Source organism: Rhodococcus sp. M8 (assembly GCF_015654185.1).
Taxonomy (GTDB): Bacteria; Actinomycetota; Actinomycetes; order Mycobacteriales; family Mycobacteriaceae; genus Rhodococcus; species Rhodococcus aetherivorans.
This window is the reverse complement of the sequence record NZ_CP064065.1, coordinates 5,203,742-5,217,453: the sequence shown is the minus strand read 5'-3', so window position 1 is coordinate 5,217,453 and position 13,712 is coordinate 5,203,742. Positions and strand designations below refer to the sequence as shown.

At 71.8% G+C, this 13,712-nt stretch carries 15 protein-coding genes and 2 pseudogenes; 7 read left to right on the top strand and 10 right to left on the bottom strand.

The annotated features are described in order from the left end of the window. Positions 1-35 precede the first annotated feature (35 nt). On the top strand, positions 36-323 hold the full coding sequence (locus tag ISO16_RS23710; protein WP_065922932.1) for a hypothetical protein: 288 nt from the start codon (positions 36-38) through the stop codon (positions 321-323). A 77-nt stretch (positions 324-400) separates the two neighbouring features. Here ISO16_RS23710 and ISO16_RS28805 read toward each other — a convergent pair whose 3' ends face one another. From ISO16_RS28805 to ISO16_RS23690, 5 genes and pseudogenes are all read right to left on the bottom strand, one after another. Further along, positions 401-754, bottom strand: a complete 354-nt coding sequence (locus ISO16_RS28805) for an FKBP-type peptidyl-prolyl cis-trans isomerase (RefSeq protein WP_373867492.1) — start codon at positions 752-754, stop codon at positions 401-403. A gap of 21 nt (positions 755-775) precedes the next feature. Then, a pseudogene (locus tag ISO16_RS28800) lies at positions 776-1,126 on the bottom strand (FKBP-type peptidyl-prolyl cis-trans isomerase); the annotation flags it as partial. Between the two features lie 26 nt (positions 1,127-1,152). Beyond that, positions 1,153-2,451: a citrate synthase gene (locus tag ISO16_RS23700; RefSeq protein WP_037200579.1), complete on the bottom strand. Its 1,299-nt coding sequence runs from the start codon at positions 2,449-2,451 to the stop codon at positions 1,153-1,155. Positions 2,452-2,724: 273 nt separating this feature from the next. Further along, the gene (locus ISO16_RS23695; RefSeq protein WP_072634520.1) at positions 2,725-3,663 is read right to left on the bottom strand and encodes an aldose 1-epimerase family protein; all 939 of its coding nucleotides are present in this window, start codon (positions 3,661-3,663) and stop codon (positions 2,725-2,727) included. Positions 3,664-3,687: 24 nt separating this feature from the next. Then, the gene (locus ISO16_RS23690; protein ID WP_442800806.1) at positions 3,688-4,461 is read right to left on the bottom strand and encodes a serine hydrolase; all 774 of its coding nucleotides are present in this window, start codon (positions 4,459-4,461) and stop codon (positions 3,688-3,690) included. Here ISO16_RS23690 and ISO16_RS23685 point away from each other — a divergent pair. Then, a pseudogene (locus ISO16_RS23685) lies at positions 4,424-4,642 on the top strand (serine hydrolase); the annotation flags it as partial. The gene ISO16_RS23690 and the pseudogene ISO16_RS23685 overlap by 38 nt on opposite strands. 22 nt (positions 4,643-4,664) lie before the next feature. Continuing rightward, positions 4,665-5,582: an MBL fold metallo-hydrolase gene (locus ISO16_RS23680; protein ID WP_072634518.1), complete on the top strand. Its 918-nt coding sequence runs from the start codon at positions 4,665-4,667 to the stop codon at positions 5,580-5,582. Between the two features lie 4 nt (positions 5,583-5,586). Here the strand turns inward: ISO16_RS23680 and ISO16_RS23675 are convergent, their stop codons facing one another. Then, entirely contained in the window at positions 5,587-6,855 is a 1,269-nt protein-coding gene (locus ISO16_RS23675) for an MFS transporter (protein ID WP_006936119.1), read from the bottom strand. Next, entirely contained in the window at positions 6,852-7,505 is a 654-nt protein-coding gene (pdxH, locus tag ISO16_RS23670) for a pyridoxamine 5'-phosphate oxidase (protein ID WP_029541828.1), read from the bottom strand. Before pdxH ends, ISO16_RS23675 begins: the two co-directional genes overlap by 4 nt. Positions 7,506-7,750: 245 nt before the next feature. Here pdxH and ISO16_RS23665 point away from each other — a divergent pair, with 245 nt between their 5' ends. The 4 genes from ISO16_RS23665 (at position 7,751) to ISO16_RS23650 (ending at position 12,011) form a co-directional block, all read left to right on the top strand. Further along, complete coding sequence (locus tag ISO16_RS23665; RefSeq protein WP_006936122.1) at positions 7,751-8,878, top strand: citrate synthase 2; 1,128 nt, start codon at positions 7,751-7,753, stop codon at positions 8,876-8,878. A 114-nt stretch (positions 8,879-8,992) separates the two neighbouring features. Beyond that, positions 8,993-10,114 (top strand): phosphoserine transaminase, encoded by a 1,122-nt coding sequence (gene serC, locus ISO16_RS23660; protein ID WP_029541824.1) that lies wholly within the window; start codon positions 8,993-8,995, stop codon positions 10,112-10,114. 244 nt (positions 10,115-10,358) lie between these two features. Continuing rightward, positions 10,359-11,246 carry a septation protein SepH gene (gene sepH, locus ISO16_RS23655; protein ID WP_174824772.1) on the top strand — a complete coding sequence of 296 codons (888 nt, stop codon included), beginning with the start codon at positions 10,359-10,361 and terminating at the stop codon, positions 11,244-11,246. A gap of 15 nt (positions 11,247-11,261) precedes the next feature. Next, positions 11,262-12,011: a DUF6928 family protein gene (locus ISO16_RS23650; protein WP_072634516.1), complete on the top strand. Its 750-nt coding sequence runs from the start codon at positions 11,262-11,264 to the stop codon at positions 12,009-12,011. Between the two features lie 41 nt (positions 12,012-12,052). On the opposite strand, the gene ISO16_RS23645 is transcribed toward ISO16_RS23650, so the two are convergent. From ISO16_RS23645 to ISO16_RS23635, 3 genes are all read right to left on the bottom strand, one after another. Next, positions 12,053-12,334 (bottom strand): DUF2537 domain-containing protein, encoded by a 282-nt coding sequence (locus ISO16_RS23645; protein WP_072634515.1) that lies wholly within the window; start codon positions 12,332-12,334, stop codon positions 12,053-12,055. Continuing rightward, positions 12,331-13,137, bottom strand: coding sequence for a TrmH family RNA methyltransferase (locus ISO16_RS23640; RefSeq protein WP_006936134.1), 807 nt, complete (start codon positions 13,135-13,137; stop codon positions 12,331-12,333). The genes ISO16_RS23645 and ISO16_RS23640 overlap by 4 nt, the downstream gene beginning before the upstream one ends. Before the next feature lie 105 nt (positions 13,138-13,242). Then, the gene (locus tag ISO16_RS23635) at positions 13,243-13,674 is read right to left on the bottom strand and encodes a MarR family winged helix-turn-helix transcriptional regulator (RefSeq protein WP_029541818.1); all 432 of its coding nucleotides are present in this window, start codon (positions 13,672-13,674) and stop codon (positions 13,243-13,245) included. Between the last annotated feature and the right edge of the window lie 38 nt (positions 13,675-13,712).

The window sequence follows — 13,712 nt, the reverse complement described above, 5'->3', positions numbered from 1 at the left end:
GTAGGCAGCCCCTCCACCGATCCCAGGAGATCCGAATGTCGAAGAGCCGCAAGCTGATCGTCACCGCCGCCCTGATCGTCCTGCCGGTCCTCGGCGGTGCCGGGACCGCAGCCGCGTCCTCGGACCACCGCGACGACCACGACCGCCGCGACCGTCACGACCGCGGTTGCGCCATCACGCATTTCGACAGGAACGGCAACTTCCAGCGCACCGAGTTCCGCAACCACGGCTCCCGGTTCGACGGGCGGATCTGCCGCAGCGACGACCAGTGGCACTTCCTCGACAGCGGCGACATCGCCCCCACCCCCTTCGTCCGGCACTGACTCCCGCGGGAATCCCCCGCATGCGACGGAGCCCCGCATCGCGACAGGCGATGCGGGGCTCCGGCCGTGGGCGGGACCTACTCGGTGCCGAGGAGGTCGATGACGAAGACCAAGGTCTTGCCGCCGAGCGGGTGCCCGGACCCGGCCGGGCCGTAGGCGAGCTGCGGGGGCACCGTCAGCTTGCGGCGACCGCCGATCTTCATGCCGGGGATGCCCTCCTGCCAGCCGGGGATGAGCCGGCCGAGCGGGAACTTGACGGACTCGCCGCGGGCGAACGAGGAGTCGAACACCTCGTTCGTGTCGTACTCGACGCCGTGGTAGTGCACGTCGACGACCGACCCGGGCTGCGCCTCGGTCCCGTCCCCGACGGTGATGTCCTCGATCACGAGCTCGGCGGGAGCCGGGCCGGTCGCCGGCTCGATCTCCGGCACCTCGGGCTTGGCCTCCACCCCGAGCAGATCGATGACGAAGACCAGGGTCTTGCCGGCAAGACGGTGACCCGAGCCGGCCGGGCCGTACGCCATCTCCGGCGGGATCGTCAGCTGCCGGCGGCCACCGACGCGCATGCCGGGGATGCCCTCCTGCCAGCCGGCGATCAGGCCGCTGAGCGGGAAGGTGATGGATTCGCCGCGGCTCCACGACGAATCGAACTCCTCGCCGGAGTCGAACTCGACGCCGACGTAGTGGACCTCGACCTTGGCTCCGGGCGTCGCCTCGGCGCCCTCGCCGACGGTGAGGTCCTTGACCACCAGGCCGGTCGGGGCGGGACCCTCCTGGAACTCGATCTCGGGCTTGCTGCTCATGTATCGGTCTTCCGGTAGGGGACGGGTCAGCGTGCGTCGATGCTGTTGTAGTCGCGCTCGGTGTAACCGGTGTAGATCTGCCGCGGGCGGCCGATCTTCAGCGTCGGGTCGGAGTGCATCTCGCGCCAGTGCGCGATCCAGCCCGGCAGGCGGCCGAGTGCGAACAGCACCGTGAACATGCGGGTCGGGAAGCCCATCGCCCGGTAGATCAGACCGGTGTAGAAGTCGACGTTCGGGTACAGCTTGCGCTCGATGAAGTAGTCGTCGGTGAGCGCGGCATCCTCGAGGGCCTGCGCGATCTGCAGCAGGTCGTCGTCGCCGCCCAGCTTGGCGAGCAGGCTGTCGGCGGTCTTCTTCACGATCGCCGCACGCGGATCGTAGTTGCGGTAGACGCGGTGTCCGAAGCCCATGAGCTTGACGCCGTCTTCCTTGTTCTTGACCTTGCGGACGAACTCCTTGACGTCGCCCCCGCTGGTCTTGATCTCGTTGAGCATCTCGAGCACGGCCTGGTTGGCGCCACCGTGCAGCGGGCCCCACAGCGCGTTGATGCCGCCGGAGATCGAGGTGAACAGGTTGGCGTCGGAGGAACCGACGAGCCGCACCGTGGAGGTCGAGCAGTTCTGCTCGTGGTCGGCATGCAGGATCAGCAGCATGTCGAGGGCCTGGGCGATCTCGGGATCGACCTGGTACGGCTCCGCCGGGAAGCCGAAGGTCATGCGCAGGAAGTTCTCGACCAGGTTCAGCGAGTTGTCCGGGTACAGGAACGGCTGACCGACGGACTTCTTGTAGGCGTAGGCCGCGATGGTCGGCAGCTTGGCCATCAGCCGGATGGTGGACAGCTCCACCTGCTCCGGGTCGTCGGGATCGAGCGCGTCCTGGTAGTACGCCGACAGGGCGTTGACGGCGCTGGAGACGACGGGCATCGGGTGCGCGTTGCGCGGGAAGCCGTCGAAGAAGCGCTTGAGATCCTCGTGCAGCAGCGTGTGCCGGCGGATCTTGTCGGTGAAGACCTCGAGCTGCTCCGCGGTGGGCAGCTCACCGTAGATCAGCAGGTAGCTGACCTCGATGAACGTGGACTTTTCCGCCAGCTGCTCGATGGGGTATCCGCGGTACCGCAGGATGCCCTTCTCCCCGTCGATGAAGGTGATGGCCGACGTGGTGGAGGCGGTGTTGACGAAACCGGGGTCAAGGGTGGTGTACCCGGTCTCCGCAAGGAGCTTGCCCAGCTCGATGCCGTCGTTGCCTTCCGTCGCCTTGGCGATAGACATTGTGTGCTCGCCACCGGGGTAGCTGAGGGTGGGTCGGGTGTCATTCTCAGCGGGCACGAAGGATCCCTCTCAAGCTCAGATCAACGCGATTCTTCCGAACATTCACGTAGAACCTAGCCCTTGCGCAGGCCATGTGCCCAGGGAGGGTCCGTCGAAGGTCCCGGATCGCGCCGGATCGGCGGTGTGCCACGACCGCACCGAAACCGTCGGTCGTGCCCCCCGCAACGGCGCTCACCTGCGTCGATATTGCATATCACGTTCCCTGCGCCGTCGCGGTGAGCGCCCGTCGGCGTGTCCGCACCGCCGGTGCACCGGCGGTGCGGGAACCGGTCACGCGGCCGGCAGGGCGGTCAGGCCCCACCGGCCCGTCCACGTCTCCCCGGGCTGCAGCACGACGAGATCGATGCCGAGATTGAAGGCGTCCGGCGGACACGTCATCGGCTCGAGCGCCAGGGCCCGCCCCCGCCCCGGATATTCGAGCTCGGGGACGGCACCGGCGGTGAACACCTGCAGCCAGGCGAACTCGCGCCCGGCCCACAGTTGCACGCCCCTGCCGTCCGGGCCCCGCAGGTCGTGCCGGGCCCGGCCGTCCACGTCCACGTCCAGCGCGCTGTAGGGGGCCTCGAGCTCGACCCCGCGCAGCGGCCGCGGCGCGGTGAAGTCGAACTCGGTGCCCTCGACCGGCTGGGAGTACGCGTTCGGCAGTCCGCGCCCGGGGTCGAGCGGCAGCCGGGTGCCGGCGGCCAGGCGCAGCGTGCACTCGTCGAGCGGGGCGTCGCCCGCACGCACGTACGGATGCACACCGAGCCCGAACGGCGAGTGGTAGCCGCCCACGTTGGTGGCGGTGTGCGTGACGGTGAGTCCGTCGTCGCCCACCTCGTGGGTCGCGGTGAGCCGCAGCTGGTACGGCCACCCCTTGTGCAGGCCCACATCCAGCGCCTGTTCGGTGCGAGAATCGTTGTGGGAAACCAGAACCCAGTCTCGATGCCAGGCGAACCCGTGAACCGCGTTGCCGCGTTCGGGTTCGGTGAGCGCGAGCTGATGCTCGATGCCGTCGAAGTAGAAGTGCCCGTCCCGGATGCGGTTCGGCCACGGGGCGAGCACCGTGCCGGAGCGCAGCGGGGGCCGCTCGTTCTCCGGCCAGCTCTCCGTCAGCCGGTACGGCCCGGTCGCCGATTCGTGCTCGAGCACCCGCAGGGCCGCCCCTGAGCTGGAGACCTCCGCGCGGTACCCGCCCCCTCGGATCCGGTAGTTCTTCGGATCGGACATGGGCCCAGTGTCCCGCGGACGGACTCAGCGGGTCAGGGATTCGACGATCACGGCTGTGGCCTCGGCGATCGCGGCGTTGTCGTGCGCGGCGTCCGGCAACCCGGTGACCGAGTCGCTGAGGAGCACGAGCACGAGCGGCGAACCGTCCGGGGACCACAGCACCCCGGCGTCGTTCACGGTGCCGTACCGGCCGGCCCCGGATTTGTCGGCCGCGGTCCAGCCGGCCGGCAGCCCCGCCCGGATGCGCTGCCCGGAGGTGACACTCGCCCGCATCCAGCCCGTCAGGGTCTGCTGTCCCGCCGCGGGCAGGCCGGACCCGAGCAGCAGCTCCCGGTAGCCGCGCGCGAGACCGGACGCGGTGGAGGTGTCGCGCACGTCGCCGGGCTCGGCGCTGTTGAGCTCGGGCTCCCAGCGGTCGAGGGTCGTGACGGTGTCGCCGAGCGACCGGGCGAAGGCGGTCACGGCGGTGGGCCCGCCCAGCCGCCGCAGCAGGAGGTTGCCGGCGGTGTTGTCGAGCCGCAGACTGCCCTGCGATTCGAGCCGCAGGATCGCGGCGGCCGCGTACACCTTGAACGTCGAGCACATCGCGAACCGGTCGTCGGCCCGGCGGGCGTACGTCAGCCCGCGCCCCGGATCGTGGGCGAGCACGCCGAGCCGGACCCGGCGACGCTCCTCGAGGTCGGCGAGCACCGCGTCGAGCGGGGCGAACCGAGCGCCGGCCTCCGGCCCCGGCGGCGGCACCGTCGCCTCGGTGCGCGCGCCGCACCGCGGCGTGTCGGTGGCGGGCAAGACCGGCACCGTCGGCGTGATCCGCAACGAGGTCGCCGTCGTCGAGTTCCCGCACGAACAGCCCGTCGCGGTGGCGGTCTTCACCCGGGCCGCGCGCGTGGACCCGGTACTGCCGGTCGTCGACGCCGCGATCGCCGAGGCCGCCCGCATCGCGGTCACCGAGCTGCGTCGTCCGGCGCCGCACGAGTGATTCCCGCGCCTACGATGACCGGATGCGACTGCGCCTCGGCCGCCCGGACCTCGCCGCCTACGCCGACCGGTTCGACGTCCCCGCAGCGACGGCGGCGTCCCGCCCGGCCGTGACGTTCCTCGGCGTTTCCACCCTGCTCGTCGACGACGGCACCGACGCGCTGCTCACCGACGGCTTCTTCACCCGGCCGGGCCTCGGCGCCGTCGCGCTGGGCCGGCTCGCACCCGACCCGGCCCGGATCGACGCGTGCCTGGCCCGCGCCGGCGCGTCCCGGCTCGCGGCCGTGCTGCCCGTCCACAGCCACTTCGATCACGTGCTCGATTCCGCGGTCGTCGCCGAGCGGACGGGTGCGGTGCTCGTCGGCGGCGAGTCCACCGCGAACGTCGGGCGCGGGCACGGCCTTCCACCGGAGCGGATCGTCGTCGCCACCCCCGGTGATCCGCTGCGGTTCGGCGGGTTCACCGTCACCCTCGTCGCGTCGGAGCACTGTCCGCCCGACCGGTACCCGGGCACGATCGACGCGCCCGTGGTCCCGCCCGCACGGGCTGCGGCGTACCGGTGCGGCGAGGCGTGGTCGACGTTCGTCGCGCACGCCGACGGCCGTACCCTGCTGATCCAGGGCAGCGCCGGATTCCGGCCCCGGGCGCTGGCCGGCCGGCGCGCCGACGTCGTCTATCTCGGCGTCGGTCAACTCGGCGTGCAGAGCGAGGAGTACATCCGCACCTACTGGGCGGAGACCGTCGGCACGGTCGGCGCGCGGCGGGCGGTGCTCGTGCACTGGGACGACTTCTTCCGCCCGCTCGACCGGCCGCTGCGCGCGCTGCCCTACGCCGGCGACGATCTCGACGTCACCATGCGGGTCCTCGGCGGGCTCGCCGAGCGCGACGGCGTACGCCTGCACCTGCCGCAGGTGTGGCGGCGCGAGGATCCCTGGAGGTAACCGATCAGCGGATCGTGCGGTCGACCCGGTACCGCACGAACGCGGGGAAGGCGAGCACGCACACCAGCACACCGACCACGACGAGCACTCCCCCGCCCGCCGCGGCGATCGCGGTGCCCACCAGCGCGGCCGCGCCGCCGTGCAGGACGTCGCCGATGCGGGGTCCGCCAGCGACGACGACGATGAACACGCCCTGCAGCCGGCCGCGCATCTCGTCGGTGGCGACGGACTGCAGCATCGTCGAGCGGAACGCCGCCGAGACCATGTCGACCGCGCCGCCGAACGCCAGGAACGCCAGCGCGATCCACAGCCACACCGCGGTGCCGCCCGGTTCGGCCGCGCCCACCGCGACGCCGAAGCCGATCATCGCCAGGCCCCAGGCGACGATGCACACGATCACCGCCAGGCCCTGCCGGCGCACCCGCGGCAACCACCCCGAGAACACGCCGCCGAGCACCGCGCCGACCGACATCGCCGCGAACAGCAGGCCGAGCGCGAGCCCGCCCTGCGCGGGATCCCCGAACGAATCGTGGGCGATCTGCGGGAACAGTGCCCGCGGCATGCCGAACACCATCGCGACGATGTCGACGACGAACGAGGCGAGCAGGATCTTCTGTGTGGACAGGTAGCGGAACCCGTCGAGCACCTCGCGCAGGCCCGCCCGCCGGGCCTGCCCGGTCGGCGGGATCGGCGGCAGCGCGAGCACCGCCCACAGCGTCGCGAGCAGCGCGACGGTGTCGATCAGGTACAGGGTGGGCAGGCCGAGCACGGGGATCAGGGCGCCCGCGAGCAGCGGTCCGGCGATGGCGCCGAACTGCATCACCGTCATGTTCAACGAATTGGCCGCCGCCAGTTGGCCCTTCGGGATGAGTCGCGGGATCACGGCGCCGCGCGTCGGCTGGTTGACCGCGAAGCAGGCCTGCTGCAGCGACAGCAGCACCAGCACCAGCCACACGTTCCCGAGGCCCGCGGCGGCCTGCGCCCACAGCAGCAGCGACGTCACCCCCATGCCCACGGTGGTGAGCGTGAGCAACCGGCGCCGGTCCATCACGTCGGCCAGGGCCCCGCCCCACAGCCCGAACACCACGAGCGGCACGAGGGCGAACACGCCGGTCAGGCCCACGTACGCGGAGTTGCGGGTGATCTCGTAGATCTGTTGCGGCACGGCGACCACGCTGAGCTGGGCACCGATGACCGTGACGATGCCGGCGGTCCACAACCGGCGGTAGTCGCGATTCTCGAGCGGTGTGGTGTCGGCGAGCAGTCGCCTCACGGCTGCAGACGCTCGGTGATCCACCGCCCGTCGACCAGCCGGGTCCGGACCCGGTTGTGCAGGCGGTTGGGGCGGCCCTGCCAGAACTCGGCCGACTCGGGACGGATCCGCAGCCCACCCCAGTGCGGCGGCACCGGGATCTCGGCGTCCATGCCGTAGCGCTCCGCGACCTCGATGAGGGCGTGCTCGAGCGCGGCCCGCGACTCGATCGGCCGGGACTGCTGCGACGCCCACGCGCCGAGTCGGGAGCCGCGGGGCCGGGAGTGCCAGTACTCGGTGGTCTCGTGCTCGCCGACCCGCTCGACGGGTCCGCGCACGGTGACCTGGCGGAAGATCGGGATCCAGGTGAACGTGGCCGACGCGTAGGGCGTCGCGGCGAGCTGCCGGCCCTTGTCGGAGTCGTAGTTGGTGAAGAAGGTGACCCCGTCCGCGTCGACGCCCTTGCACAGCACGGTGCGGGTGACGGGCCGCCCGTGCTCGTCGACGGTGCCGAGCACCATCGCGTTCGGCTCGGGCAGCCCGGCCGCGGCGGCGTCGACGAGCCAGCGGCGCAGCAGCGGCAGCCACCCGTCGGCGAGCCACTCGGGCTCGAGATCCTCGTCGGCGGCGGAGGCGCCCTGCGGGCCGGCGGGGGTGTAGTCGACACGCATCGAGGCCAGGTCGGCGTGCTCGGCCGCACCCGGAGGCAGTCCCTCGGCGCTCTCGGCGCCGGGCTGTGGATCGGTGGACACGATGCTCGACGCTACTCCTGGGTATCCCATCGCTGAGCGTCCAGTCCGGGGGACTACAGTCGCACCGACGAACGGAGTGGGGCGCCGATCACATCCGCCGAGTCCCGCTTCACCGGCAGTGCTGCCCGGACCGGGTTGCACCGAACGAGGAGAGCCCAACCGTCATGGCATCGCGCGCGTCTGTACCCGAGGATTTCGTCGCCGGCCTCGAAGGCGTGGTCGCCTTCACCAGTGATATCGCCGAACCCGACAAGGACGGCGGTTCGCTGCGCTACCGCGGCGTCGACATCGAGGACCTCGTCACGCGCGGGGTGACGTTCGGGGACGTGTGGGCGCTGCTGGTCGACGGGAAGTTCGGCCAGGGCCTGCCCCCGGCCGAGCCGTTCCCGCTGCCGATCCACACCGGCGACGTCCGCGTCGACGTCCAGGCCGGCCTGGCGATGCTCGCCCCGATCTGGGGCTTCGAGCCGCTCCTCGACATCGACGACGCCACCGCCCGCGAGAATCTCGCCCGCGCCGCCGTGATGGCACTGTCCTACGTCGCGCAGTCCGCGCGCGGCATCTACCAGCCCGCCGTGCCGCAGAAGCGCATCGACGAGGCCGCGACCGTCACCGAGCGGTTCATGGTGCGGTGGAAGGGTGAGCCCGACCCGGCGCACGTCGCCGCGATCGACGCGTACTGGGTCTCGGCGGCCGAGCACGGCATGAACGCCTCCACCTTCACCGCCCGCGTCATCGCCTCCACCGGCGCCGACGTCGCCGCCGCGCTGTCCGGTGCGGTCGGCGCGATGTCCGGCCCGCTGCACGGCGGCGCCCCCGCCCGCGTGCTGCCGATGATCGAGGAGACCGAGCGCACCGGCGATGCCCGCGCGCTGGTCAAGGGCATCCTCGACCGCAAGGACAAGCTGATGGGCTTCGGCCACCGCGTCTACCGCGCCGAGGACCCGCGGGCGCGGGTGCTGCGCGACACCGCCAAGCGGCTGAACGCCCCGCGCTACGAGGTCGCCGCGGCGCTCGAACAGGCCGCCCTCGCCGAGCTGCGCGAGCGTCGCCCCGATCGCGCCATCGAGACCAACGTCGAGTTCTGGGCCGCGGTGATCCTCGACTTCGCCGAGGTCCCGGCCGCGATGATGCCGGCGATGTTCACCTGCGGCCGCACCGCCGGCTGGTGCGCGCACATCCTCGAGCAGAAGCGCCTGGGCAAGCTGGTGCGCCCGGCCGCGATCTACACCGGCCCGGACCCGCGCAGCCCCGAGAGCGTCGAGGGCTGGGACTCCATCACCCACAACTGACCCGCGAGCCGGGCGGACGGCCCCTGCGCCGGGCGCCCGTCCGTCCGGCCGCCCGACGGGGGCCGTCTAGACTACCGGTGCACTCGTTCCTCGACGTTTAGGACACGCATACCGATGGCTGACGCTACACCGATCATTCCCGCCGACCTCAAGCCCGCAGACGGCCGCTTCGGCTGCGGCCCCTCCAAGGTTCGCCCCGAGCAGCTGCAGTCCCTGGTCGAGGTCGGTGCCTCGGTGTTCGGTACCAGCCACCGGCAGAAGCCCGTCAAGGACGTCGTCGCCCGCATCCGCTCGGGTCTGCGCGAGCTGTTCTCCCTGCCCGACGGTTACGAGGTGGTGCTGGGCAACGGCGGCACCACCGCGTTCTGGGACGCGGCCGCGTTCGGCCTGATCCGCGAGAAGTCGCAGCACTTCACCTACGGCGAGTTCTCGTCGAAGTTCGCCACGGTCGCCAAGAAGAACCCGTTGATCGGTGACCCGATCGTCGTGGACAGCGCGCCGGGCACCGCACCGGAGATCGTCGCCGACGGCTCGGCCGACCTCATCGGCTGGGCCCACAACGAGACCTCGACCGGTGTCGCGGTGCCCGTCACCCGCCCGGCCGGCTCCGGGAACGCCCTCATCGCCATCGACGCGACGTCCGGTGCCGGCGGTCTGCCCGTCGCCGCGGAGGACTTCGACGTCTACTACTTCGCGCCGCAGAAGTGCTTCGCCGCCGACGGCGGCCTGTGGATCGCGCTGATGAGCCCGGCCGCGCTCGAGCGGGTGGACGAGATCAAGGCCTCGGGCCGCTTCACCCCCGAGTTCCTGTCGCTGCCGATCGCCGTCGACAACAGCACCAAGGATCAGACGTACAACACCCCGGCGGTGGGCACGCTGCTGCTGCTGGCCGACCAGATCGAATGGATGAACGGCAACGGCGGCCTGGAGTGGACCACCGCCCGCACCAAGGACTCGTCCTCGCGGCTGTACGAGTGGGCCGAGGCCTCCGAGTACGCCACCCCGTTCGTCGCCGATCCGGCGCTGCGCTCGCAGGTGGTCGGCACCGTCGACTTCGCCGACTCGGTGGACGCCGCGAAGGTCGCAAAGATCCTGCGCGCCAACGGGATCGTCGACACCGAGCCGTACCGCAAGCTGGGCCGCAACCAGCTGCGCATCGGCATGTTCCCGGCCATCGACCCCGAGGACGTCACCCAGCTGACCAAGTGCGTCGACTGGGTGGTCTCGCAGATGTAGGGCGGTAGCGCAACCGTTCGGGGCGGGGTCGGATCCGGGTCGGGTCCGGCCCCGCTCGCCGTCTCGCGCCCCCCCAAACTCTCGACGAGTAGTAGAGACTTTCGGGGAAACCTTGGACAATAGCGCCACGTCGACGGATTCGTGCCACAGGGTCCCCCGGCGTGTCGGCGTGTCCTGCTCCGCAGGGGTCACGAGTCCGTTACAGTCGGGCGGGTCAATCGCGATTCCCCGCGAGGAGGTCATGGTGCGAGAGCTTCGAGTGGTCGGCCTCGAGCCCGACGGAACGCACGTCGTGCTTGCCGATCCCGAAAACGGCGACAGATTCCGCATCCCGATCGACGACACGCTCCGCGCCGCCTCCCGCGGTGACCTCGCCCGCCTCGGGCAGATCCAGATCGAGACCACCAGCCAGCTGCGCCCCCGCGAGATCCAGGCCCGCATCCGCTCCGGCGCGTCCGTCGAGCAGGTCGCCGAGGAGGCCGGGATTCCGCTCGCGAAGGTGGAGCGGTTCGCCTACCCGGTGCTGCTCGAACGCTCCCGCGCGGCCGAGATGGCCCAGCAGGGACATCCGGTGCGCCCGGACGGCCCGGCCGTGCACACCCTCGCCGAGATCGTCGCCCAGGCGTTCCGGGCGCGAGGGCACAGCATCGACGCCGCCACGTGGGACGCGTGGCGCGACGACGAGGGCCACTGGGTGGCTCAGCTGCAGTGGGCCGCCGGCCGGTCCACCAACACCGCGCACTGGCGCTACCAGCCCGATGCGCACGGCGGCACGATCCTCCCGCTCGACGACACCGCCACCGAGCTGATCGACCCGGACTGCGGGCGGCCGCTGCGCTGCCTCACGCCGGTGTACACGGCGCGCGACGTCGACGACAGCGGAGACAACGACGGGCCCGACCGGGAGGACGTCGTCGCCGAGGCGATCACCCTCGATCCGCCACCCGCGGTGATCGACGCGGAGGTCGAGGAGGTCCGGCCCATGGCGGCGGGCCTGCCCGAGCCCGACGCGGAGGAGGACCGGCCGAAGCTGGCGCCGCAGCAGAGCCCGGGCAAGGACAAGCGGGGCAAGCCCGCCCTCCCCTCGTGGGACGACGTGCTGCTCGGCGTGCGCAGCAACGGGCGCGTCTGAGGTTCGGGCCCACCGATGGTGGCGGCGGCCGTGTCGACCATCTGGTACGTCGACGCCCCCGACCCCGGTGCGGTGCTGCGCGCCGCGCGGGCCGACCGGAAGACGGCCCACGCACTCGTCGGGCGGCTGCACCCCGGGATGTCGTCCGAGCCGCTGGACCGGGTGCCGCTCGCGCAGGCCGCGGCCGGTGACCCCGGCCGGGTCTACGTGGGCAGCTTCCCCGGGGTGACGGTGGTGTGCAGCCCGGACCTCGCGGCCACGCGTCCGTCGCAGCTACCCGAAAGCTGGAGGCGCACCGTCGCTTCCGAGAACACCTACCTCGTCGTGTCGGACCCCACCGGGGCCCGCGGCGCCGTCGGGGCCTGGCGGCGCGGCATGCTGCGACGGGCGTTCGACGCCACGTCCGTCGACATCGCCGAGGACGACGGCCTGCCGTTCGTGTGGGAGCGGCCGTTCTGGGGTGGGGAGTTCCCCATCCGCTGGCCGCTGGACGTGCTGCCCGATCCGCAGGCGCTGCCGTTCCACCCCCGCCGGTTCGCCGAGGCCGCCAACGCCGCGTGGCTCGGGTTCCGCTACACGGGCCGCGCCGGCGGCGAGCTCGACCCCCACGAGATCGAGGTGTGGGGCTTCGAGGTGTACCGCGAGGGCGAGCGACCGCCCACCGCACGCGACGAGCCGGCCCGCCCGCCCGCGCGACGGTGGTGGTGGCCGCGACGGACCTCCGCACGCGGTCGCGCGCTGTCCGGTCACCCGCACGCCGAATAGCCGGCGGGTCCGTCCGGTGTCGCGCGCGGCTGCGGAGCCGCTCAGAACGTCGTCACGCCGAGCAGCACGATCCAGCCGACCGGAACTCCGGCCGCGACACCTGCGACGATCCACCGCCACAGCGGCACCCCCCGCCACCACCACAGGGTCGGGGCGATCCCGGCCGCGGCGACGAGGTTGACGATCACCGCGAGCAGGGGGTGCACACGCCCGAGCTCGAGCCCGAACGCGACGATCGTGACGACGGTGACGACGAGGGCGAAGCCCGTCAGCGTCAGCCCCGTCGACCACGGCGTCGACGGGGCGCGCAGGGGTGCGGTCACCGCGGGAGCCGTACCCGCTCGTAGAACGCCATCGCCGCGGCCGTGGCGACGTTGAGCGAGTCGGTGCCCGGCGCCATCGGAATGCGTGCCCGCACGTCCGTCGCGCGCATCGCGTGCTCGGTCAGCCCCGGGCCCTCGGCGCCGAGGAGCAGGGCGACCTTCTCCCCCGTCATGGCCTCGGCCAGCGGCACGGCCTCGGGGTTCGGCGTGAGCGAGATGAGCTGGAAGTCCCGCGCCCGCAACCGGTCCAGGTCGTACGGCCACCGCTCGACGTGCGCGAACGGAACCCGCAGCACGTGCCCCATCGACACCCGCACCGCCCGCCGGTACAGCGGGTCGGCGCAGCCCTTGCCGAACAGGACGGCATCGACGCCCAGGCCGGCGGCGTTGCGGAACATCGAGCCGAGGTTCTCGTGGTCGTTCACGCCCTCGAGCACCGCGACGGTGGTGGCCTTCTCGAGGACGTCGTCGAGGTCGAGCGCCGGCGGCCGGTGCGCCGCGGCGAGCACCCCGCGGTTGAGATGGAAGCCGACGACCTCGGCCATCACCTCGGCCGAGGTGCGGTAGAACGGCACGTCGACGTCGCGCAGGTCGTCGGCGAGTTCACCGAGACGGCGATCCACCCCGAGCAGGCCGCCCGGCGCGAACCGCGAATCGAGCATCCGCTGCACGACGAGCACGCCCTCCGCGATCACCAGGCCCTTGCCCGCGGGCAGGTCCGGCCGGCGATCCGACGAGTTGAGGTCTCGGAAGTCGTCCAGCCGGGGGTCGGCGGGATCCTCGATGTCGATGACGTGAACCACGCCGTCGATTCTCCCAGGTCGCACCGGAGTCTCGTCGGCGGGTTCTCGCTCCGTGCTACCCCGTGCCGTCCGGGCGCAGACTCAGCCCTACGGGCCCGGACCGGCTCACTCCGCCTCGCTGACCAGCTTGTTGATGATGCCCACGGCGTCCTGCAACGTGGCGAGGTGGTCCTCGTCCAGCGTGGCCAGCCGTTCGGTCAGCCACGCCTCGCGGGCCTGCTGCTCGTCGACCAGCAGTGCCAGGCCCGCATCCGAGAGCGAGACGATGACCTGCCGGCCGTCCGTGGGATGCGGAGTCCGCTCGACGAGCCCGAGCTCGTCGAGCGATGCGATCACCCGCGTCATGGACGGCGGCTGAACCTTCTCGCGCGCGGCCAGCGCGCCGGGGGTCATCGCTCCCTCCTGCCTCAGCGTGGTCATTGCCGACAGCTGAGTCAGGGAAACCCGGGAATCGGAGCGCCGCCCCCGCAAATGGCGCGTCAGGCGCACAACTGCCAACGAGAGGTCGCCGGCGAGCGTGCGATGTTCCGATGTCATGGCGTGCACAATACGGGACCGACCGGACACATCGCGCC